The sequence below is a fragment of the Cutibacterium sp. genome, from assembly GCF_030525615.1.
In the GTDB taxonomy this organism is placed as follows: domain Bacteria; phylum Actinomycetota; class Actinomycetes; order Propionibacteriales; family Propionibacteriaceae; genus Cutibacterium.
This window is the reverse complement of sequence record NZ_JAUNEJ010000003.1, coordinates 267269-287722: the sequence shown is the minus strand read 5'-3', so window position 1 is coordinate 287722 and position 20454 is coordinate 267269. Positions and strand designations below refer to the sequence as shown.

General features: G+C 61.2%; 22 protein-coding genes and 1 pseudogene. 5 read left to right on the top strand and 18 right to left on the bottom strand.

Annotation, left to right across the window (positions count from 1 at the left end; all coding sequences use genetic code 11):
• Positions 1-110: 110 nt before the first annotated feature.
• From Q4B98_RS06745 to ssd, 7 genes are all read right to left on the bottom strand, one after another.
• The gene (locus tag Q4B98_RS06745) at positions 111-500 is read right to left on the bottom strand and encodes an Rv3654c family TadE-like protein (protein ID WP_303196341.1); all 390 of its coding nucleotides are present in this window, start codon (positions 498-500) and stop codon (positions 111-113) included.
• The gene (locus Q4B98_RS06740) at positions 497-814 is read right to left on the bottom strand and encodes a TadE family type IV pilus minor pilin (RefSeq protein WP_303196399.1); all 318 of its coding nucleotides are present in this window, start codon (positions 812-814) and stop codon (positions 497-499) included. Before Q4B98_RS06740 ends, Q4B98_RS06745 begins: the two co-directional genes overlap by 4 nt.
• Before the next feature lie 89 nt (positions 815-903).
• Positions 904-1191 carry a DUF4244 domain-containing protein gene (locus tag Q4B98_RS06735; protein ID WP_303196340.1) on the bottom strand — a complete coding sequence of 96 codons (288 nt, stop codon included), beginning with the start codon at positions 1189-1191 and terminating at the stop codon, positions 904-906.
• Positions 1192-1580: 389 nt separating this feature from the next.
• The gene (locus Q4B98_RS10580; protein WP_368492323.1) at positions 1581-2291 is read right to left on the bottom strand and encodes a type II secretion system F family protein; all 711 of its coding nucleotides are present in this window, start codon (positions 2289-2291) and stop codon (positions 1581-1583) included.
• A 29-nt stretch (positions 2292-2320) separates the two neighbouring features.
• On the bottom strand, positions 2321-3091 hold the full coding sequence (locus Q4B98_RS06725) for a type II secretion system F family protein (RefSeq protein ID WP_303196339.1): 771 nt from the start codon (positions 3089-3091) through the stop codon (positions 2321-2323).
• On the bottom strand, positions 3088-4254 hold the full coding sequence (locus tag Q4B98_RS06720) for a TadA family conjugal transfer-associated ATPase (protein ID WP_303196338.1): 1167 nt from the start codon (positions 4252-4254) through the stop codon (positions 3088-3090). Before Q4B98_RS06720 ends, Q4B98_RS06725 begins: the two co-directional genes overlap by 4 nt.
• On the bottom strand, positions 4251-5309 hold the full coding sequence (gene ssd / locus Q4B98_RS06715; RefSeq protein WP_303196337.1) for a septum site-determining protein Ssd: 1059 nt from the start codon (positions 5307-5309) through the stop codon (positions 4251-4253). Before ssd ends, Q4B98_RS06720 begins: the two co-directional genes overlap by 4 nt.
• An 8-nt stretch (positions 5310-5317) precedes the next feature.
• Between ssd and Q4B98_RS06710 the strand changes: the two genes are divergently transcribed.
• The 3 genes from Q4B98_RS06710 (at position 5318) to Q4B98_RS06700 (ending at position 8221) form a co-directional block, all read left to right on the top strand.
• Positions 5318-6196, top strand: coding sequence for a class I SAM-dependent methyltransferase (locus tag Q4B98_RS06710; RefSeq protein WP_303196336.1), 879 nt, complete (start codon positions 5318-5320; stop codon positions 6194-6196).
• Between the two features lie 159 nt (positions 6197-6355).
• Entirely contained in the window at positions 6356-7624 is a 1269-nt protein-coding gene (nhaA, locus tag Q4B98_RS06705) for a Na+/H+ antiporter NhaA (RefSeq protein WP_303196335.1), read from the top strand.
• An 84-nt stretch (positions 7625-7708) separates the two neighbouring features.
• Positions 7709-8221, top strand: a complete 513-nt coding sequence (locus tag Q4B98_RS06700; protein WP_303196334.1) for a phage holin family protein — start codon at positions 7709-7711, stop codon at positions 8219-8221.
• A 92-nt stretch (positions 8222-8313) separates the two neighbouring features.
• Here Q4B98_RS06700 and Q4B98_RS06695 read toward each other — a convergent pair whose 3' ends face one another.
• From Q4B98_RS06695 to nth, 3 genes are all read right to left on the bottom strand, one after another.
• Positions 8314-8823 carry a CoA pyrophosphatase gene (locus Q4B98_RS06695; RefSeq protein ID WP_303196397.1) on the bottom strand — a complete coding sequence of 170 codons (510 nt, stop codon included), beginning with the start codon at positions 8821-8823 and terminating at the stop codon, positions 8314-8316.
• An 89-nt stretch (positions 8824-8912) separates the two neighbouring features.
• Entirely contained in the window at positions 8913-9509 is a 597-nt protein-coding gene (locus Q4B98_RS06690) for a TlpA disulfide reductase family protein (protein WP_303196396.1), read from the bottom strand.
• Entirely contained in the window at positions 9509-10234 is a 726-nt protein-coding gene (gene nth, locus Q4B98_RS06685; RefSeq protein WP_303196333.1) for an endonuclease III, read from the bottom strand. Before nth ends, Q4B98_RS06690 begins: the two co-directional genes overlap by 1 nt.
• Before the next feature lie 127 nt (positions 10235-10361).
• Between nth and Q4B98_RS06680 the strand changes: the two genes are divergently transcribed.
• Positions 10362-11063, top strand: coding sequence for a Crp/Fnr family transcriptional regulator (locus Q4B98_RS06680; protein WP_303196332.1), 702 nt, complete (start codon positions 10362-10364; stop codon positions 11061-11063).
• Between the two features lie 130 nt (positions 11064-11193).
• Here the strand turns inward: Q4B98_RS06680 and Q4B98_RS06675 are convergent, their stop codons facing one another.
• The 3 genes from Q4B98_RS06675 to Q4B98_RS06665 are packed head-to-tail and all read right to left on the bottom strand — an operon-like array spanning position 11194 to position 12115.
• The gene (locus tag Q4B98_RS06675) at positions 11194-11649 is read right to left on the bottom strand and encodes a RidA family protein (protein ID WP_303196331.1); all 456 of its coding nucleotides are present in this window, start codon (positions 11647-11649) and stop codon (positions 11194-11196) included.
• Positions 11646-11819, bottom strand: coding sequence for a DUF4177 domain-containing protein (locus tag Q4B98_RS06670; protein ID WP_303196330.1), 174 nt, complete (start codon positions 11817-11819; stop codon positions 11646-11648). The genes Q4B98_RS06675 and Q4B98_RS06670 overlap by 4 nt, the downstream gene beginning before the upstream one ends.
• Positions 11816-12115 carry a WhiB family transcriptional regulator gene (locus Q4B98_RS06665; protein WP_303196329.1) on the bottom strand — a complete coding sequence of 100 codons (300 nt, stop codon included), beginning with the start codon at positions 12113-12115 and terminating at the stop codon, positions 11816-11818. The genes Q4B98_RS06670 and Q4B98_RS06665 overlap by 4 nt, the downstream gene beginning before the upstream one ends.
• A gap of 83 nt (positions 12116-12198) precedes the next feature.
• Between Q4B98_RS06665 and Q4B98_RS06660 the strand changes: the two are divergent.
• Positions 12199-12760, top strand: a pseudogene (locus Q4B98_RS06660) (hypothetical protein).
• A 163-nt stretch (positions 12761-12923) separates the two neighbouring features.
• Here Q4B98_RS06660 and Q4B98_RS06655 read toward each other — a convergent pair.
• The 5 genes from Q4B98_RS06655 to Q4B98_RS06635 form a co-directional block, all read right to left on the bottom strand.
• Positions 12924-13682 (bottom strand): ABC transporter permease, encoded by a 759-nt coding sequence (locus Q4B98_RS06655; protein ID WP_303196328.1) that lies wholly within the window; start codon positions 13680-13682, stop codon positions 12924-12926.
• Positions 13683-13719: 37 nt separating this feature from the next.
• A complete protein-coding gene (locus tag Q4B98_RS06650) occupies positions 13720-14601 on the bottom strand; it encodes an ABC transporter ATP-binding protein (RefSeq protein ID WP_303196327.1) in 882 nt (293 codons plus the stop codon).
• A gap of 342 nt (positions 14602-14943) precedes the next feature.
• Complete coding sequence (ileS, locus tag Q4B98_RS06645; RefSeq protein WP_303196326.1) at positions 14944-18240, bottom strand: isoleucine--tRNA ligase; 3297 nt, start codon at positions 18238-18240, stop codon at positions 14944-14946.
• A 290-nt stretch (positions 18241-18530) separates the two neighbouring features.
• Positions 18531-19346 (bottom strand): Cof-type HAD-IIB family hydrolase, encoded by an 816-nt coding sequence (locus Q4B98_RS06640; protein WP_303196325.1) that lies wholly within the window; start codon positions 19344-19346, stop codon positions 18531-18533.
• Positions 19347-19355: 9 nt separating this feature from the next.
• The gene (locus tag Q4B98_RS06635) at positions 19356-20156 is read right to left on the bottom strand and encodes an HAD hydrolase family protein (protein ID WP_303196324.1); all 801 of its coding nucleotides are present in this window, start codon (positions 20154-20156) and stop codon (positions 19356-19358) included.
• Positions 20157-20454 lie beyond the last annotated feature (298 nt).

The window sequence follows — 20454 nt, the reverse complement described above, 5'->3', positions numbered from 1 at the left end:
CCATGACCCCACCCCGGCCTTCAGCGAGAGGATGCCAATCACGGCGTCATGGAGAAAACGGGCAGGCTAGAACGGACCACCGCCGTCACACGTCAGGTCTGTGTCTCCTCTCATTCGACCGGGCCAGCTCGCGAGGACTTCACCACCGTCGAGGGTATCCCCGGCAACTCCCATCCGCGATGGATCGTCACCCCCACCTGGACGGTCACGGCAAACCCCGTCGCTGAGCTGTCCACCTCGCATGACACCAACTGGGCAGAGTTGGCTCGAACGGTCTGCTGAGCAACCGGACATCCCGACTCACCACCAGCCTCAGCTCGTCCAGCTGCCAACGACGCCAGGTCGGCCACCTCTTCGGCGTGGTGGCCAGCCGACCACCATCCGGCCAGAAGAATGGACACCCACACTGCGGCGATGAACCCCACTCCGACCGCCGCCAGCAGCAAGGTTCCTGAACCTCGCTCCCGACGCGAATCAACCTGCCTACCCCACGTCCTCATGACTCCCCCGGCTCCATGGGAGATCGGGCTTGACCACGCAGATGGACAGGTCCAAGCCGACCCAGGAACCGATCTACCTGAACCGTCACCTCGACCCAGCCGCCCGAGGTTGTGGTTGACACCCGAGCCCCTGTCGGGGCGTGTTTCTCGGCCTGACGTGCCGAAGCGTCATCCCCACGGGCCACTTGCCGGGCGATCTGCGCAGCGGTCGTGCGACAGGCGTCTTCAACGACGACCAGCCCCACCACCCAACAGCTGGCAACAACGACCAGGGCAGCCGTTATGAGACTGACAGCCATCTCGACTGTGACCATTCCCCGCAGTTCACAGTGACCGGATCGCTGCGGGGAGCGACCCGGCGTGGCGGACGCGACATGACGCCCGCCACGACGAGTCAGCCTAGTCACGGCAGCATTCCTCCCGCCTTGCCGATAATGCTGACAACCAACTTGAGCAGCTTTGAGAAGACTTCCTGGTGAGTGATGATCTTCAGCAGCACAAGCGCGAGGGCGACGGCGGCAAGCATACCGACGGCGTACTCTGCGGTGGCCATGCCACGATCGATGATTCTGTTACGGACTGCTCGGTATCGCCCCCGCGCCGGTGACTCCACCGCAGTTTCGGTGGCGCCAACCAGATCGAGGGACCTGGCAGAGATGACGGGTTCGTTGATTGGACTCTTCCTAGACACTGTCGTCTCCTGTCTGTTCTTCCGGTCGGGCGACTCCCGACCGGCGTGAGACCCACGCCTCACACCTTCAGTTGTCGTCTGAGCCTTCGAAATCCGTCACTTTTTTCATTTCTGTGGATAACTCCTGCACGACCTGCTCAACCCCTTGTGGATAACCACTTTTGCCACGGGCGCGCGGGAGGAGGCCGTCCAGCTCCTCCTGATCGGTGCTCCACGAAACTTTTGCCACGGGCGCGGGGGAGGACGCTGCTGGCTCACGGCCACCATGGCTTGCTCCACACTTTTGCCACGGGCGCGCGGAAGGAAGCAGTGTGCGCCACGATTGACGCATACAGTGGCGATTTTTGCCACCGACATGACGCGGACCTCGCACCTGGCCGCCGACTCTCTCACAGCACCCCGAGCACCATTCCGGCGATGATCGGCACTACCCCGACCAGAAGGAAGGCTGGCAGGTGGCAGCAAACCAGCGGGCCGATGGCGTCGACACCAGCCTTACGCGCTTTCTTCTCTGCCTGCTCTGCGGCGGCAACCTGCAGTTGGGCGGCATGGGCTGACAACAGCTCGCTGATTCCCTCGCCAGAATCCACCGCTCGTGAGATGTCCTGCGCCGGGTCTCGCCACGCCGGCACCGACGCGAGGGCATTCCACGCCTGGGCGTCAGAAACCCCGACAGCCAGGGATGATGTCAATCGGCGCAAATCCTCAGCGCAGGGCCCTTCCGACGATTCCGCAACTGTCGTCACCGCTGAGCGCAGGGGCAACCCAGCTTCCATCGCGCTGGAGAGCATCATGAGGATTTCTGGCAGTTGAGCTGCCCGGCGCTGTTCCTCCCGCCGATGTGCAGACGATTCCAGCCGCCCAGACCCCCACCACACCACGGCTCCGACAAGCACAGCCACCGCGACGGCCACCGGAAAAGGCCACGGAACTGCGACCGCGACCCCGCAGCAGGCCAATACGCCAGCCAGAACTCGGATATGGGGAGCGGGGGCTTCACTGCGCGGTACGAGCCAGGCCGGCAAGGGTTTTCGAGGTTCCGTTCTGGCCCTCACCGCTGGCGGAACGACCAGCCAGGCCGCCACGGCAGCCATCACCATCGCTGGAATGAGAGTTCTACAGATTTCTGTCACGGCAAGGCCTCCCGTGCCACACGGTCGGCCAAGGACTCACTCCACAGGACTCCGAGGCAGGCCAGCAAGGTCGCACTCACAAGACAACCCCTCCCCAACCAGGTGGTCGTCAGGAAGGCTGTGGGATGGGCCCCAACGAGATGTCCCATGAGCAGACCGACGAAGGGCAGCAGACCCATGATTCGTCCCGAGGCCCTAGCTGCAGCCAGTTCGGAGTCCAAGGTGGCGTCCAAACGAGCTCGTCTAGCGGTTCCTTCCGCCACTAACGTGGCCGCCGGTGCCAGGGGAGCGCCGGTCGTCGTGGCCAGCTGCCAGGCATGGGCAAGAGGGGCCAAACCCGCCATTCCCGGTTGCCGGGCGGTCGCCATGAGGGCGTCGGGAACACTTGCGCCTACCGCCTGGGCTCTTCTGGCCCCTCCCAGCACGTCGACGTCATCAGCAACGTGTTCCAAGGCCATTGAGGGAATCTCCCCGACCGATATTCGTCCGGCCAAGGCCCTCGTCGCCCGTGCTACATCCTGTCCACCCTTGAGGCTCTGGACTCGCCGTCGCTGTCTGCGTACGACGATGAATACCGTCCCGCCCACTGCGGTGGCCATGACAGCCCACACCAGGCCGCCAACGCCGAATACCAACCAGGCGACGACAACTGCCGCCGGCAGCACCGACCACACCGGCAGACGTCTTTCTTGGTGCCTGCTCAGTGCCGGCGGAATCACCATCCACACCGCCACACCCATGAGCACCGCTGCTACTACGACCATCATGGGGCCACCTCCATTCCCAGCAGCTCGGACAATCTGTGCGCTCCCGCGCCGAGGGTCGTCACACCATTGGCGTCCCATCGCACGGCGGGAAGGACGACCGCCCGCCCGCCGACGTCGGTGAACACCCCGATCTCGGCTACCCGTCTGCCTTTAGGCCCTCGTTCCAGGTGGATGACGGCGTGCAGGGCTGCGGTGATCTGAGCCGACGCCGCCTCCCGCGACAACCCGCCCAAAGCAGCCAGAGCTTCCAGACGGGCCGGCACCTCGGCCACCCCATTGGCGTGTACCGTTCCACATCCGCCTTCGTGACCGGTATTGAGGGCCATGAGCAGATCGCGCAGTTCCGCCCCGCGCACCTCTCCCAGGACGATCCGATCTGGCCTCATCCGCAAGCACTGACGGACCAAATCTGTCAGGGTCACCGACCCTTTGCCCTCGGAGTTGGCGGCGCGCGCCTCCATCGACACCCAGTGTGGGTGATCTATCCAGATTTCCCGGGAATCCTCGACGATGACGAGTCGCTGGTCTGGCGGCAGGCTGGTCAACATGGCCGACAGTAGGGTCGTCTTGCCTGTTCCGGTGCCGCCGGTGACCAAGAAGGCCAGCTTGCGAGTCAAGATGTCATCAATGATCTGACGACACCCTGGGGTCATTGATCCCCATGCCACCCAATCGTCGAGGGACAGACGTCGCCGCGACGGCACGCGCAAACTCAGGCAGGTCCCCGGCCGAGCCAAGACGTCAAGGACAGCATGGACTCGGGTACCGTCAGGCAGCCGGGCATCCACCCACGGATTGCCGTCATCAAGCCGACGTCCCACCGCAGCTGCCAGCCGCACAGCCAGCCCCCGCACTTCTTCGGGACCGCTGAAGGTGACGTCGGTCAGTTCCAGTCCTTTGCCTCGGTCGATGAACACCTGGTCGGGTCCGTTGACAAGGACATCTGTCACTCCGTCCATGACCAGCAGTGGCTCCAAGCGCCCCGCCCCGGTACTGGTCCGCCGCAACTCCTCGACGACTGCCAGAACCGTCTTGTCCGAGGCCACCTGGCCGCAGTCGAGGATCGCATGGGCGACGTCCATCGGCGTCCACTCCCGGCCCAGACCCGCCAGCCCACGACGCACCTGCTCGACCAACTGACGATCCGGTTCACTGCCGCTCATGATCCCATCACCAACTCAGCCAGCTCCTGGCACCGGCGACGCCACCGCCCAGAGGCCACCACCCACGGTGCTTCGGCGTCACCGTGGCAGCGAATCAGCCGACGGTCATCCCTGACGACCACATCCGGGCGGACTCCCAACACCGATTCGATGTCCTCGTCAGACATCGATCTGCCGGAACCACGCCTAGCTACCAGGACATTGGGCACATCCTGGCCTCGCGCCGTCATGACAGACCTCAGATCGGCCGCGACAACACCAACCCTGACGTCCACTGATACCTCCGGGGCCGACGCCGCTCCCGGGTCCACGACGACCAGATCATGGTCACCTGCCAAAGAATCGACCACAGCTCGACGCGCCGCTGGAGGAACCTGGACGCCCAGACGCCCCGCGCTGACCACCTCCACGCCGTCTATGGACGGCAGACGGGACCCCAGATCGGTCGTCACTCCACGGGCGGACGCCAACTCAGGCCACCGCCACCCATCTTTCCTCTCGATGCCCAGCAGCAGATCTATCCCGCCGGCATGGGAATCAAGTTCGACCAGTCCGACCCTCATTCCGGAAGCCGCAGCAGCCCAGGCCAAGCCAGCTGCCAAAGTGCTCACCCCGGTGCCACCGCCACTCGAATTCACCTGCACCACGGTGCCTTTCGAGGTCGCGGCTATTTCATCATGAAGGATCTCGGTGAGCACCTGATTGGCACGCGGCACGACGATAACGCTGGCGGACAGCCCTGCCGACCACCGCGCCGCTTCCTCGGCGTCGAAACCGACGACATGGGTTCCGGACCTCGGTGGCAGTCCCCACGCCATCGCTGTTCCAGCCATGTCGGCACCCACCAGCAGGGGGCCATGACGCGACCATGCCCGCGCCACCGCGTCTCGGTCTGCCACCACATCCACGACCACCCCGCCGCTGGCTGCCACTGACCCGACGACTTCAGACAGTCGACTGTCTCGACTCACCAGCGCTACGCCCGTGGTGTCCGAGGCAGTGTCTTCAGCGGGCCGACGCGGCGCTGTATCCCGTCTTTCTGCAAGAATCCTCATACCTTTATTTGTCGTCGCAGGAAGCGAAATCCGTCACCCAATTTGAAATCTGTGGAAAACTGTGGCGAGCCTCCGATGGGTCCCTGTGGACAACCCTCACCACAACAGTTCCCTCTACAATCGGACCCATGGCAGTCTCCTCCACCCCGCGTTTCCCCAGTGACACGCTCGAATGGCTGACTGCTGGATGTTTGGAGCCGGGCTATCGCGTCATCGTGCTGAGTCCGACGGTCAGTTATTGCCGGACGGTGGCCTGCCACGGGGCCGACGTACTCGCCGTCCACCGCGACCCTGACACGGCGGCGAAACTCAATCGGATTCCCGGAGTCGTGGCTGTCTGCGGGTCACCCGAGTCCTTGCCGCTCAACCCCTGCACCTTCGACGCCGTGTTGATACATCAAGGATTTCACGAGCTAGCTCCCGGACTCGTCTTGCCCGAAATCGCTCGGGTACTGCGACCCGACAGGGTCCTCGGTGTCTCCTGGCTGGTGCGCGACGACACTGTGCCGTGGGTCAAGAGGCTGGCAGCCCTGCTGCGCACAGTTGACGACCACGCCATGAGCGGTGATTACGGCACTGACTCGGTGCAAGAACTCGCCTCAAACAAGTACTTCCCTGACCATGAACACATCTCGAAGCGTCTGTGGGTGTCAGTGGACCGAGATTCCCTCATCGCCATGGCTTCCAGTCTTCCGGCCGTCCAAGACCTCGACTCTGAGTCTCGCTCTGAGCTGCTGGCCAAGGTCGCCGCCCTTGCCAATGACTCTGCCGGTACGAGTGGTCTGCGTCTGCCTTACAAGCTGGAGTGCTGGCGGGCCTGGGTTGACCACAACGAGCTGACCACCCCTATTCGCCCTGACAACAACGGGCTCACCATCACCCTCTGATGAGTTCATAACGCCGTCAGTCCACCACATGAACAACGATTGGTGACATCACAACCATTTGGTAGGCTTTTCAACGAGGAGTGCCGGGAAGTCTGGTCGGCGTAACCCTGTCCCCTATCCCCGCTGGGTCTGTGCCGCGGGGATACGCGAAAGGCATTTATGACAGATTCCCGCAAGAACAGCCGACCCCGTATGAGCATCCTGCGACCGGTGACGGGTCCCAACGCCCTACACCTGTCTGACGTCCTCAGGAACGAAACCACTGGTGGCTTGCTGATGTTGGCAGCGACGGTCGCAGCCCTCTTGTGGGCCAATCTCAGTCAGCATTCGTACCATTTCATCCGCGAGTTGGCCGTTGGTCCCCTCACTATCGAGGAGTGGGCAGCGGATGGCCTGTTGACCATCTTCTTCTTCATCGCAGGTCTGGAGCTCAAGCGAGAGTTCGTTGAAGGCTCGCTGTCTCGACCCGCCGACGCCTTGGTTCCGATCGTTGCCGCCGTGTGTGGAATGGCGTTCCCGGCCGGTATCTACACCGTGTTCAACCTGCTGTCCTCGCAAGGCCATCCAGCCGGCTGGGCCATCCCGATGGCCACCGACATCGCCTTTGCCTTGGCGGTGCTGGCGATCGTGGGGTCTGGTTTGCCGCAGGCAGTACGAGCGTTCCTGCTTACCTTGGCCATCGCTGACGACCTCGGCTCCATCATCGTCATCGCGGTGTTCTTCTCCAGTGGTCTCGACATCTGGTGGCTTCTGGGAGCCATCGGCTGTATCGCCTTGTGGGGCGTCATGCAGCACTTTCACATCGACAATGGCTGGTGGTACGTCCCGATCTTCATCGTCGGTTGGTGGTGCATGTTGCACTCGGGTGTCCATGCCACCATCGCAGGTGTGGCCTTCGGTCTACTCACCCGCACCGAGGAAGACGCCCTCGACGACCCCGTGGACCGTTGGCAGCACAAGGTTGAACCGTGGTCCGCAGGTGCCGTCGTCCCCTTCTTCGCTCTCATGAGCGCCGGAGTGGAGGTCAGCAAAGAGACCTTCCTCGGTCTGTGGACCCACCCCATCTCGCTGGGAATTATCTGCGGTCTCATCGGCGGCAAGGTCATTGGGATCACGTTGGGTTCCTGGCTGACGGCCCGATTCACGTCAGCCGAGTTGGGCCGCGGTGTGGTGTGGCGAGACATCATCGCGGTGGCTACGCTCGCCGGCATTGGTTTCACCGTTTCCATGCTCATGACCGACCTGTCCTTCCCGAAAGACCACGCCTTTGCTGACGAGGCCAAGGCTTCCGTGCTGGTGGCCTCGTTCCTGGCAGCGATTCTCGGCGGTGCCATGCTGCACCATCGCGGCAAGAGGCACAGTTTGTGGGAGCAGAAACATCCTCACGAAGTTCCGGTAGCCGCCGGCACCTCGAATAACACCGACTGACAATGACACCTCAACCCGAACACAGCAGATCGAACCTATTACCGTTAGGCTGAGATCACCATATTCATGACGCGGAGGCATCCCATGGCAGACAAGCTCCCGGTTGGCGACACCATCGACAACCTCAAGACGGACGGCCAAAAGCTCGTCCAGGACTCTAAGGCCTTGGTGACGGCGGAGATCAAGCCTGCCGCCAAACACGCCGGAATTGGTGCCGGTATGTTCGGCGGTGCTGGTTACTTCGGTATTGTCGGCGCACTGCTGCTGTGGCTGTGCGGCGCCTTCGCCTTTTCCCTCATGTGGCAACACATCGGTGACTGGAGCATTCTGCTGTCCCTGATCGTCGGTTTCGCGACCATGGCCGTCGCGATGTTCATCCTGGCCGGCATTTTCGCCTTGGTCGGCAAAGGCCAGATTTCGCGTATCAAGGCTCCGACCGGCGTCATTGACGAGGCCAAGTCGACGTTGGAAGCCGTCAAGTCGGCCATCGCCCGTGGCAAGTACAACGCGACAGCTCGCAGCAGCATTGACGCAAACAAGGTGTCCTCGGACGCCTCTCCTCGCCGCGTCAGCGGTACCGCCGATACTCGCCACTGATCCCACGCTTAACGCTGGCCCTCTCGACTACGGGAAGGCCAGCGTTGTGGTGTTGACCATCGACGGCAGAACGTCCCCTCACCGTCCTCAGGTCAGTATCCCTGCGGAATCTCGACCAGACGCTCACGATCCCATGGGCGTGACCAGCCGCCCCGGTCGAGCAGGGTGTCCAAGACGTGAGCGGTAAATCCCCAGATGAACAGATCTGGCAGCACGAATGCTGGACCTCGACGCGGGTGACGGGTCGTGGCACGACAGGCCGGATTCGCCAAATCTGCCAACCTGACCCGCTGCACCAGGGCAACTTCGGCGGGATCGACAACCCTGACAGCACCCTCCCCGGCCCACGTTGCCACCACGGTGGTGACGTCGGACCGGCTGGCAGCGACGTGAACCGTCGGCAGCACTCCCCTGACGGTAACGAGATCCCGGTCCAGGCCCACCTCTTCATGAGCCTCCCGTAACGCGGTGTCGACGATGGTGCCGTCGGCCTGCTCGACACGTCCACCCGGTAGGGCAACCTGGCCAGCGTGATGACGCAGAGACAGCGGACGTCGCGTCAAAACGATGTCATTGTCTGTATCGCTGACCAGAGCGAGCACTGCTGCGGAATGTCCGCCACCGGGCCGACGTCCCACCGAGAACTCCGGATCGTCGCGGCCCAAGCTGGCGATGAGAGTGCCTAGATGACTCATGACGTCCTCTCGATAGCCTGGATAGCCTGGTCGATGGCAGAGTCAAGCTGCTGCTGGGAGCGCCATCCGCCGCTGTGACGGGTGACAATGGTGCCGTCCGTGATAATGAAGGTGACGGGCACCCCGTTAACCTGCCATGCGCCTCGGATGGTGCTGTCCGGATCTTGAAGGTGCGGAAAGGTCAGCCCGGCCTCGCCGGCAAAAGAGATGGCCTCGGATGGGTCGGATTCGGCGTAATCGACCCCAAGGAAGGTCACCCGGTCGCGATAGCGACGGTAGGCGTCGGCGAGGAGAGGGGCCTCGCTGCGGCAGGGTCGGCACCATGACGCCCACACCGTCACCACAGTGACTCCTTTCGACGACGCTTTGCCCAATGAGACGGTCTCTCCCCCGCCGAGGCATTGCAGAGCCACCTCCGGAATTGGCTGGCCCTCAGCGGCGGTACCAGAGGTTTTCGACGTGCTTTCCGAAGACACCTGGGAGCAGTCGGGAATGCCGGCCTCTCTGCGCTGCTGGGACATATCGGCGGCCCCTCCGCACCCGCCCAGCAGGGCCGCGACCATCAGCGCGCCGAGAATCCTGCGTGGGCGTATCATCGGCGCGGCTGCCTGACGAGGGAAGCTGCCTCTTCGGGGTCGGTTGGCCCTTCACCGTAGGAGGGGCACTGCTGCGCCAGTGGGCAAGCCCCACATGCCGGGCGTCGGGCATGGCAGCGACGCCGCCCATGCCAGATGAGACGGTGGCACAGCATGACCCACTCAGCCGGGTCGAAAAGGTCCGCAAGATCGCGTTCTACTGCGGCCGGGGTAGTCGCGTCAGTCCAGCCGAGTCGCCGCGACACCCTCATGACGTGGGTATCCGGGGTGATCCCGGGGACTCCGAACGCATTTCCCAACACGACGTTGGCAGTTTTGCGGCCCACACCCGGCAGCGTCACCAGGGAATCGAGATCTTTGGGAACCACGCCGTCGAACTTATCGACCAGTTGTGCAGCCATCGACACCAGCCGCACGGCACGAGTCGGCCCGAATCCCAGCGGAGTCACGACCGCCTCAACCTCACCACTATCGGCGCTTGCCAGAGCCTGCGGGTCGGGCCAGCGGGAAAACAGAGTCGGAGTGACAGTATTCACTCGTCGATCGGTGGTCTGGGCCGACAGCATCGTGGCAACGAGCAGCTGGTAGGGGCCATCATGGTTTAATTCGCAATGCGCGTCCGGGTAGGCCTCGGCCAACAGCTTGGCCACCTCGTCAGCACGTTTTGTGCACTGCTCTCGACGTATTGACGTGGTAGGTGCGGCTGCCATGGTTTCAAGCATAGAAGGAGAAAGTGACCCCCCATGCCATCACAAAATGTGATGCCTGCCACAATGTAGAAGTACACGGGCACAGACTCGACCGCCAATGGTTCGACGATGCAGGTGCTCACGAAGGAGGGGTACTCGAATGACAACTGTGATGGCAGCGGCGGCGACCCAACCGTTCTTTGCTGCTCTCGGCCCTGCCTCGGCCGCTCAGATCATGGCTGTGTGTGAAACCATGGTCTGCCCGCGAAACACGGTGATCTTCGAAGCTGGAGACCCGGCTAACAACCTTTACTTGGTTGTTGAGGGCAAAGTGAAGCTTGCTCGTTCTACCCCTGCCGAAGACCTCACCCTGCGGGAGTCCTTGTTGTGGCTCATGGGTCCTGACGATATGTTCGGAGAGTTGTCCCTGGTTGACGGTGGGACACGTTCCACCACAGCGACCACCCTGACCCGTTGCAGTTTGCTCAAGGCACCGGGTATTCAGGTCCGCGAACTCGTCGAAACCCGCCACGATGTTGCGCTGGCCATGCTGGATCGGCTGTCTGAACGCCTGCGCCGCTCCGACGACAAGACTGCTCACTTCGTCTCCGGTGACGTTCCCAGCCGTCTGGCTTACACCCTGCTCGACCTGGCACATCGGTTTGGTAAGAAAAATCGGTCGACCGGTCACATCGTCGTCCGTCATGACCTCACTCAGAACGAACTTGCCCAGACCGTCGGGTCCTCTCGGGAAACCGTCAACAAGGCTCTCACTGACTTCACGAAACGCGGATGGATAGCCGCTCGTCCCAAGATTGTCACGATCATGGAGCCGGAGAAGCTGGCAGCCCGAGCTAGCTGAATCCACCCGCCTGAGTCCGCTGAGGTTAAGAATCCGACTCGTTGTTCCAGCGATCGGTAACCAACACATATCGGTACCCAGCACAGTTCGGGGCCAGGTTCTCGACCTGGCCCCGAACTGTTGCGAAAGATCAGACTTCGACAGTCAGCTCAACCTCGACTGGCGACCCGAGCGGCAGGGTCGCCACCCCGACCGCACTACGGGCGTGACGGCCTTGTTCCCCGAAAATCTGTCCGAGCAGCTGAGAAGCACCATTGGCAACCCCAGCCTGGCCGGTGAAGTCCGGAGCCGAGTTGACGAAGACAACGACCCGGACAACACGCGTGATGGCGTCGAGGCTGCCCGCAACGTCAGCGGCAGCCGCAACCGCGTTGAGGGCCGCGATCCGTGCCGCCTCGGCGGCCTGCTCAGCAGAGACAGTATCCCCCACCTTGCCGACGGCGGTCAGCTCGCCGTCGACGAAGGGCAACTGGCCCGAGGTCAAAATCTGTGACCCACTCTGGATAGCCGGCACATAGTCAGCCACCGGAGCGGCGACTGGGGGAAGGGTAATTCCCAGTCCAGCGCATTTGGCTGTGGCACTCATCGAGACTGCTCCTGGTTAGGAAGCGGGCGCTTGAAATAGCCCACCAGCGACTCCGGGTTGGGTCCGGCAACGATCTGGACCAGTTCCCAACCCTCGGCTCCGAAGTTGTTAAGTATCTGCTGCGAGGCATGCACCAAGATCGGTGCCGTGAAGTACTCCCATCGGGTCATGACTTCACCCTAGCCGATTTCGATTGCGAGGCCTGGTCGGCTAGCAGCACGTCACGCCAGCTCGTCACATCAGGACGCTCGCGCAGCAGTCGTCGCCTTTCGCGCTCGGTCATTCCTCCCCAGACTCCCCACTCAAGGCGGTTGTCCAGGGCCTCGGCAAGACACTCGGGGCGAACGCGGCAGTCGGCGCAGATACGCCTGGCGCGGCGCTGCTCTTTCCCGTCCGGGAAGAGGGCATCTGCCATTCCGCGGCAATTCGCCAAAAGTGTCCAATCGTCAGCTTCGTTGCTCCCCACGAGTCTCACCGTACGCGGATTAGATGGCTTTTGACAAGGGGCGGCGCTGCAAAACGACTACTTGCCGGTTCAGATCGTGGCAACTGACACCGACCTTTTACAGTTGTGTTAGGGACATCACGGCCACCATTGGTTGGGGAATCGCGGGCACCGGCCGCATTGCCCGCACGATTCTCGACGACTTCGCACACGTCCCTGGAGCACGCATTTCCGCCGTCGCGTCGAGGTCGCTCGCACGCGCCGGTGCCTTCGCCCGTGGCAAGCACTTCCCTAACGGGGTCGACTCCGAAGCCTCCATGCTGCTGACCTTCCTGACGAACAAATTTGCCACGCTGGCGATTTCCCTGACCTCCAATGGTCCAGGACGTATGACACGACGGATGGATTGAGGTGGAACCGAGATTCCACCATCCCAGCCGTATCCTCATCCATCGCCGTGGGGTCATCCCCGAGGTCCACAACACTCCCGCCCTGGGACGTGGTTATGCCCACGAACTCATTGCGGTGTGCGAGTGCCTGCGAGCTGGGCGCACCGAGAGTCAGACCATGCCGCTCGACGACACCCTGACGGTGGCTCGCACGATGGCCACCATCCTCGACCAGCTGGGCGTGGAGAATCACGACGATATGGAATTACCGTGCTGAGCCTGACGCTCCTTGAACAACCATGAACATCAAACAGCCACCCTTGAACGACCGCCGCCCGACATCACTATTTTCTCAACAGATCGTTAGAACGAGGGCTTAGACAAGCTCATCGCAACCGAGGATTGAAACCCCTCATCCACCCTTATCTGTCGATAGCCTCTTACCCCTCAAAGCTGGCGATACGAAGACCCCTAACGGCTACGAGAGAGAAAATACCCGCTGCGACGAGCAGAGCTAAAACCACCAAAAACTCCCACAAAAGAAAATCGCCGTTGAAAACCCCACGAACCCACTGAACTTGATAACTCAATGGGTTGATTCTTGCAAGTATTCTTACAAATAACGGAGCACCGTCAAGACGATAAAAAACAGGTGCCGAAAAACTTAGCGGAAGCATCATGATATTGACAATAAAGTCTCTGGTTTGATAGTTAGAAACGAAACCCGTGATAACGATGCCAATTAAACTCCAGAAAACGGCACAACAAACAGCAGCAAGAACCCCAAGAACAAGAGGAGCTATAGAAACGCCAGAGCCACAGACAAACATGCAAATGACAACGACGCCCGCCTGGATGACGAACACAATTAAGCGCGGAACTAAAAGGCTCGCAACATAAGCCGACATCGGAACTCCCGATTGCAGTTTCATAGCAGCAAGGCCCCAACGCCGCTCGATAACCACTCGATAAATCATCTGAGACAAGGCCGACAGCGCCTGCATCACGACGATCCCAGGCCCTACAAAGCGCAAATAATCACCGCCGCCGAGAATACCTGATAACCCCAACCCTAGCAGGCAAAAATATGCAACCGGCGACACACAAAAGGAAAGACAACGCCGCCAACTATTTAAACCAGCACCGAACATTTCAAGTCGAACCAATGAATTGAACGAGCTCGTCCAACTAACAGACATCTAAAAACCCCTTAAATTGCGAACTCTCAACCGCACGTCAATGCCGACCCGCCCACTTTACTGCTTCGCGAAGTCCCACCGTCTGTCGCGAATACTCCAAAACGTCCGCATGAGATGGCAAGCACCTCAAAACTGACTTAAACTCCGTGCCACGCGGAACGTCCAATACAACGGTGTATCCTTGAACTTCTGCAGAGAATCCTTCAGCCATGCACAAATCATCTATCGAAATCGCTTTATCCAAGACAATCCGAACCGTTTCTTTGGTGACAAACCTGTCCATAAAATCCGATTTACTTCCGAAGAATTTAACGACACCACCCGAAAGCAAAATAACATCGTCAATAAGGTCTTCTACAGCCTCGAATTCATGCGAGGAAATCACAACGGTAGCGCCGGCCTGGCTGACGTTTCTTACATGATCCACGAAATGCTCGAGATTCTGGACATCCAATCCCACAGTAGGCTCATCAAGCAAATAGACATCCGGGCGCATAGCAAACGTCCGCGCAATCATCAACCGCTGCTGCTGGCCTCCGGAAAGAACTTCAGGAGTATCCTTAAGGTTAGCATCACTTAAACCGACCTGGGCTATTGCTTCATCAGTCACAGTCTTTGCCTGGCGTCCTCTCAAACCACCTAGACAAGCACCAAGCCAGACGTTCATCCAGCCGCTAACAAACCAATCAATGACCAACCGTTGAGAACACCATCCAACGCGCCCTTCTCCAACTTCAACTTGTCCCCGTGAAGGCTCAGACACGCCACTAATCAAATCAATGAAAGTGGACTTTCCGGCTCCATTTTCCCCCAATAGTCCAACAATTTTACCTTTGTTGATCGCGAGATGAGGGATGTCTAAAGCGAGACTCTCACCATAACGCTTTTGTAACTCTTCAACGCGGATAACAGGATTCATAGATAAAAAACCTCTCGCATATCCAAGCCTCCTTCTCAGCAAATTCTTCGACACATCCTGTGAACAGAGTCACTCGATGAGTATTTTGACCTCCAAAAACACCCAATTCCGGCACCAATAATATAAGGCAAGGCAAATAAATATCGCTCACCGGAAAGAGCGACCCAGGCTGGACTGATATAGCCAGGGCATGAACCACAAGCAGCTAGTCACGAACACCGGGCGGCCACCCGCGAAAGGTGACCGCCCGACATTATCAGTTTATCAGGGGGGTTATTCGTACCTCAGAGCATCCAGGCCCAGCCAGTCGGAACTATCCGTACCCGGAGAATCCAGAACTATTCAGGCCTTCTCGACCTTCACCGCCAGGCCGGACTGCTCGTCACGGAACCACTGGTCATCAGCCTCGCCACGATTGACCGAGGTAGCCAACACTTCGCCGGCGATCTCGTCGAGGTGCTCCTCAACAGCCTCTGCCAACTCACCGTCAGCCTGCCATGACAAGGAAATACGGTCGGAAACATCCAGCCCGGCCTTCTTCCGACTGTCCTGAATGAACCGAATCACCTCGCGAGCCTGGCCAGCCCGGGCCAACTCAGGGGTGATCTCCAAATCCAGGGCCACCGTCTCGCCTTGCTCGTTGACGACACTCCAGCCCTTGCGGGGGCGCTCGGAGACGATGACGTCCTCGGCAGTCACGACGGCCTTGCCACCCTCAGCCTCCGGAACATCCAATACGACCGACCCGTTGGAGGACAATTCAGAGGCCAACCACTCCGGGTCCGCAGCGGCGATGGCGGCAGCGACTTTCGGGGTGGCCTTGGCGTATTTCTTACCGAGGGCGCGGAAGTTGCCCTTGGCAGTGTGGTCAACGAGGTCGCCGGCTGCAGTGAAGGAATCGAGAGCCATGACGTTGAGCTCGGACCGGATCTCGGCCTGCAGATCCTCGTCCAGCTCGGCCAGCGCGGCACTTGAGATGAGGGCGCGTGACAACGGCTGGCGAATCTTGGCCTTGGCCTCGGCGCGGGCACCACGCCCCAGCTCGACGATGCGTCGGGCCAGTTCCATTGCCTCGGTCAAGGACTCGTCGATGACGGTTTCGTCGGCAACCGGCCAGCTCGCCAGGTGTACCGACTGTGGACCCTCCGGGTTCGTCGTCACGAACAGATCCTGCCAGACGCGCTCGGTGATGAACGGGACCATCGGGGCCATCAGACGAGTGAGGGTCTCGATGGTTTCATGCAGGGTCCACAAAGCACTCGGATCGCCATCCCAGAAGCGACGACGGGAGCGACGCACATACCAGTTGGACAGGTCGTCGACGAACTGGGCGATAAGGGCTCCGGTGCGCTGGGTGTCGAAATTGTTCAGTGCCTCGGTGACCTCGCGCACCAGGACGTTGGTGGCGCTGACCAGCCAGCGATCCAGCACGTGACGCTCCGCCGGGGCAGCCGGAGCAGTGGCCGGGGACCAGTTATTGGCGCGGGCGTAGAGAGCCAGGAAGCTGACGGTGTTCCAGTAGGTCAGCAAGACCTTGCGGACGGTCTCCTGGATGGTCTCGTCACCAACCCGACGAGCGCTCCACGGCGAGCCGTCAGCCGCCATGAACCAGCGCACCGCGTCGGCACCGTGCTTATCCATGAGCGGGATCGGCAACAAGATGTTGCCCAAGTGCTTGCTCATCTTGCGCCCGTCCTCAGCGAGAATATGGCCCAAACACAGCACGTTGCGGTACGAGGACTCGCCGAAGACGAGAGTTCCGACCGCCATCATGGTGTAAAACCAGCCGCGAGTCTGGTCGATGGCCTCACAGATGAAGTCGCCCGGGTAATGGGACTCGAACTTCTCCTTGGAACCGGGCACGTGCGGGTACCCCCACTGGGCGAAGGGCATCGAACCCGAGTCCAGCCAGGCGTCAGCCACTTCCGGGACACGGTGGTAGGTGTGACCGTTCCGGGTGAAAGCCACCTCGTCGATGAACGGACGGTGCGGGTCCATTCCGGTGAGGTCACGTCCGGCGTACCTGGACAGCTCAGCCAGAGACTCCACACAGATGACATCGGAGGGATCGTCATCATTGCGCCACAACGGCAACGGGGTTCCCCAGTAACGCGACCGGCTGACGGCCCAGTCGATGTTGTTCTCCAGCCAGTCACCAAAGCGGCCATGCTTGATCGTCTCGGGATACCAGGTGGTCCCCTCGTTCTGCGCGAGCAGCTGCTCCTTGACCCGTGTGGTGCGGATGTACCACGACGGCTGCGCGTAATAGATGAGGTGGGTGTCACAGCGCCAGCAGTGCGGGTAGGAGTGCCAGTGCATCTCAAGGCGGAAGAGGATTCCGCGCTTGTCGAGATCCTCGCACAGCGGCTTGTCAGCCGTCTTGAAGAACAGCCCGCCGACCATCGGGACAGACTCGTCGAAGGTACCGTCAGGACGGATCGGGTTAACCAGCGGCAGACCGTAGCGGCGGCACGTCAGCAGGTCGTCGGCACCGAAAGCGGGGGCCTGATGAACCAGGCCGGTGCCGTCCTCAGTGGTGACGTAATCAGCGAGAATGATGTAGTTAGCGTCGGCAGGGGTAGGACGACCATCTGTGGTGACACGCTCGGTCTTGGGCCACTCCAAGAAGTTGTAAGGGCGCTCGTAGGTCCAAAACTCCATCTCAGTGCCCATGAAGGATTCGCCGGTGAGACTCCAACCCTCGCCCAGTACTTTCTCGAACAGCGGCTCAGCAATGACGAGGTCCTCGGAGACCGGGTCGTCGGCAGAGGTGGTAGCGAGGGCGTCAGAACCCTCCGGAACCGGGTTCTGGTGGGCCACGACATAACGCACATCTGGGTGTACGGCGACGGCGGTGTTCGACACCAGGGTCCACGGAGTGGTCGTCCACACCAGCAGCTTGGCGCGTCCGGCCAACGGACCCGAAGTCACCGGGAAACGCACGAAGATCGACGGATCACGATCGTCCTGGTAACCCTGAGCCAGCTCATGATCTGACAAGGTGGTGCCGCAACGCGGGCAGTAGGGGGCGACCCGGTAGTCCTCACCGAGCAGACCCTTGTCCCAGATGCGCTTCAGACCCCACCACACCGACTCGACGTAGGACGGGTTCATCGTCCAGTACGCCTCGTCCATGTTGACCCAATAGCCCATCCGCTCGGTCAGCTCGGTAAAGGCGTCAACGTGACGGCTCACCGATTCACGGCACTTGGCGTTGAAAGGCTCGACACCGTACTTTTCGATGTCCGGTTTTCCGGTAAATCCCAGCTCTCTCTCAACGGCCAGCTCAACCGGCAGACCGTGGCAGTCCCAGCCGGCCTTACGGTCGACACGGAACCCCTGCATGGTCTTGAAACGGGGGAAGATGTCTTTGAAGACACGGGCCTCAACGTGGTGGGTTCCAGGCTGACCATTGGCGGTCGGCGGACCCTCGAAGAAGGTCCATGGCTGGCCGTTCTTGGTGGCCTCCAGAGTCTTCTCGAACGTGTGCTCCCTGGCCCACAAATCCATGATCTCGTGGTCCATCGCGGGAAGGTCAATCTGAGGCGGCACAGTGTTGTATTGCATAGGGTTGTGGTTGTATTGCATAGGGTTGTGCTGCCCACAGTCGTCAGGGCGGACTGAATTCTCATCGGTCATCGCGGCGGGTGGATCCTTCGTCTCGGGTCTCCGAGGGACGAGCACACCGGATTCTCCGGGCACCCGCGGTACCACCCTCCTTGCACGACGTCAGCAACGTCGGCCTCTCGGTTCATCGATCACTGCCGGTTCTACTGAGGTCGTTAACGGTGTGCGCACCTGCCCGTTCTTCCGGCGGCTCCGGGGTGATCGCCCCATCACTGCCTTGTAATCGGCAGGCAGTTTACTCCACCAGACCGACATGCTCCAGACGACGAGCACCCGGCGAGAGTCAGAGTGCCGCCCAGCCGTCAGCCACGATCAGCCATCCCGGCCAGCAGACCCTCGATGACGTGAGCAACCCCATCCTCAGCATTTGACGGTGCTCGATGGCGGGCCGCTGCCACGGCGGATGGAACCGCGTTGGCCATCGCATACGAGTCCCCTGCCCACTCCAACATCTCGACGTCATTGGCCCCGTCCCCAAAAGCAACGGTGTCGCGCTGATCGATACCGAGGTGCCTACACAACATCGCCAGCCCAGAATCCTTGGTGACCCCTTTGGCGCTGATCTCCAACATCGGCTTGCCAGAAGTGGTGACATGAACGTCGTCACCCATCCCGACCCCAGCGGCCCGGGCGGCTAGATCCTCGATGGCCAGGCTGGGGTGACGGGCCACCATCTTGAGACAGTCACCAGTAAGGACCTCATCGAGGTCTAGAGCCGGCATCTCGGAAGGCTCACGGGAGTGATCGGCAAAGGTGGTCAGCTCGGCATAACCGCGCTGAGAGGCGAATGTAAAGCCGTCATCCTTGATGGTCAGAAAGCGGGTGCCGGGGGCGGCCTCAAGCAGACGGTGAGCGAATTCCCTGGCCACGGCAGCCGGCATGAGTTGGCGGAACAGCACGGTGCGGGCCGGAAGATCCCAACAGACCGCGCCGTTGGAACACAGTGCCCACCGACCCAAATCGTCACGCCACTTGTCAATCCCGTAGATCTGTCGGGCCGTCACTGGAACGACCGGCACCCCGGCTTTCTCGGCCGCGCGGATGGCGTCGCGGGTACGAGGGCTGATGGCGCCCTCCGGGGTCAGCAGGGTTCCGTCGAGATCTGTTGCGATGAGCACACTGCGAGATTATCCGGCTGCCAAGATCTTCTCGACGACAACGGCAAATCCGTCCTCGGCACAGGAAGGTGCGCGCAGATCAGCAGCTGCGACGGCAAGGGGGTTGGCGTCGGCCATAGCGTACGAGATGCCGGCCCACTGCAACATCTCGACATCATTAGCCCCATCTCCCAAAGCAACCACGTCGGCGCGATCCTCGCCAAGAACCCTGCAGATCTCGCTAAGCCCTACCGCCTTGTTGACGTCAGCCCGGTTCGCCTCGGCCAGCGAGAATCCAGCCCATGTGGTGTGGACCCCCGGAATCGCGAGACGCTCAGCCAGCGTAAAAACCTCCCCTGCCGGCACCGTCGGATGGGCGACCATGAGTTTCAACGCCTCCCGGGAACACAATTCCTCCCGGGTGACCACGACGTGTTCAGCCGGGTCGTTCTCGGCCTCGTACGGCGGGGTGAGATCGTCATAGCCAGCCTCGAGGGCGAAAACCGAAGAATCCTCGACTGCCGCACAAAACAGGCAGCCCGGAAGATGAGCGGTCATCGTCTCGACAAAAGTCCTCACCGTCTCGGGCGACATCGCCATGGTGTACAAAACTTCGTCAGTAGATAGATCCAGGCCAACCGCGCCATTGCACACCAGAGCGTATCGACGGAAAACCGGACCAAGGTTGCGCAGCCCGCTCATCGCCCGCCCAGTCACCGGGACGACATGCACACCAGCTGACTCAGCAGCCTCAACAGCAGCACGATTTCGAGCAGATACCCGCGCGTCTGGGCCGAGAAAGGTTCCGTCAAGATCGGTGGCAATAAGCACCCAGCCAGCCTATCGACCCTTGCCTAGTTTGGGTTCCGTCGGCGGGGACCACCACAATGGTTGTGCGGGGTGTTCCTGTGCAGAGGGGGTACTGGCGATGACGGATGAGCGGAAGAACACTCGCAGCGGGTCCGCGTCACCTCAGCACCCCTGGCACGACGACGAACCCATCCCGCTCACCGCTGACGGTATCGACGCGCGTATCTTTCGCCCCGGGCAAGCGTCGGCTCAGCCCGCACCCCAAAGCCGCGTCCGCCCGAAACCCTCCACCCCAGCGATTGACGACAGCCCGACACGA

Excerpts from the sequence above, each read along its gene's own strand:
- Q4B98_RS06745 (WP_303196341.1), bottom strand. The coding sequence starts at position 500 with ATGAGGACGTGGGGTAGGCAGGTTGATTCGCGTCGGGAGCGAGGTTCA.
- Q4B98_RS06740 (WP_303196399.1), bottom strand. The coding sequence starts at position 814 with ATGGTCACAGTCGAGATGGCTGTCAGTCTCATAACGGCTGCCCTGGTC.
- Q4B98_RS10580 (WP_368492323.1), bottom strand. The coding sequence starts at position 2,291 with ATGGTGATGGCTGCCGTGGCGGCCTGGCTGGTCGTTCCGCCAGCGGTG.
- Q4B98_RS06725 (WP_303196339.1), bottom strand. The coding sequence starts at position 3,091 with ATGATGGTCGTAGTAGCAGCGGTGCTCATGGGTGTGGCGGTGTGGATG.
- Q4B98_RS06720 (WP_303196338.1), bottom strand. The coding sequence starts at position 4,254 with ATGAGCGGCAGTGAACCGGATCGTCAGTTGGTCGAGCAGGTGCGTCGT.
- ssd (WP_303196337.1), bottom strand. The coding sequence starts at position 5,309 with ATGAGGATTCTTGCAGAAAGACGGGATACAGCGCCGCGTCGGCCCGCT.
- nhaA (WP_303196335.1), top strand. The coding sequence starts at position 6,356 with ATGACAGATTCCCGCAAGAACAGCCGACCCCGTATGAGCATCCTGCGA.
- Q4B98_RS06700 (WP_303196334.1), top strand. The coding sequence starts at position 7,709 with ATGGCAGACAAGCTCCCGGTTGGCGACACCATCGACAACCTCAAGACG.
- nth (WP_303196333.1), bottom strand. The coding sequence starts at position 10,234 with ATGCTTGAAACCATGGCAGCCGCACCTACCACGTCAATACGTCGAGAG.
- Q4B98_RS06680 (WP_303196332.1), top strand. The coding sequence starts at position 10,362 with ATGACAACTGTGATGGCAGCGGCGGCGACCCAACCGTTCTTTGCTGCT.
- Q4B98_RS06675 (WP_303196331.1), bottom strand. The coding sequence starts at position 11,649 with ATGAGTGCCACAGCCAAATGCGCTGGACTGGGAATTACCCTTCCCCCA.
- Q4B98_RS06670 (WP_303196330.1), bottom strand. The coding sequence starts at position 11,819 with ATGACCCGATGGGAGTACTTCACGGCACCGATCTTGGTGCATGCCTCG.
- Q4B98_RS06655 (WP_303196328.1), bottom strand. The coding sequence starts at position 13,682 with ATGTCTGTTAGTTGGACGAGCTCGTTCAATTCATTGGTTCGACTTGAA.
- Q4B98_RS06650 (WP_303196327.1), bottom strand. The coding sequence starts at position 14,601 with ATGAATCCTGTTATCCGCGTTGAAGAGTTACAAAAGCGTTATGGTGAG.
- ileS (WP_303196326.1), bottom strand. The coding sequence starts at position 18,240 with ATGACCGATGAGAATTCAGTCCGCCCTGACGACTGTGGGCAGCACAAC.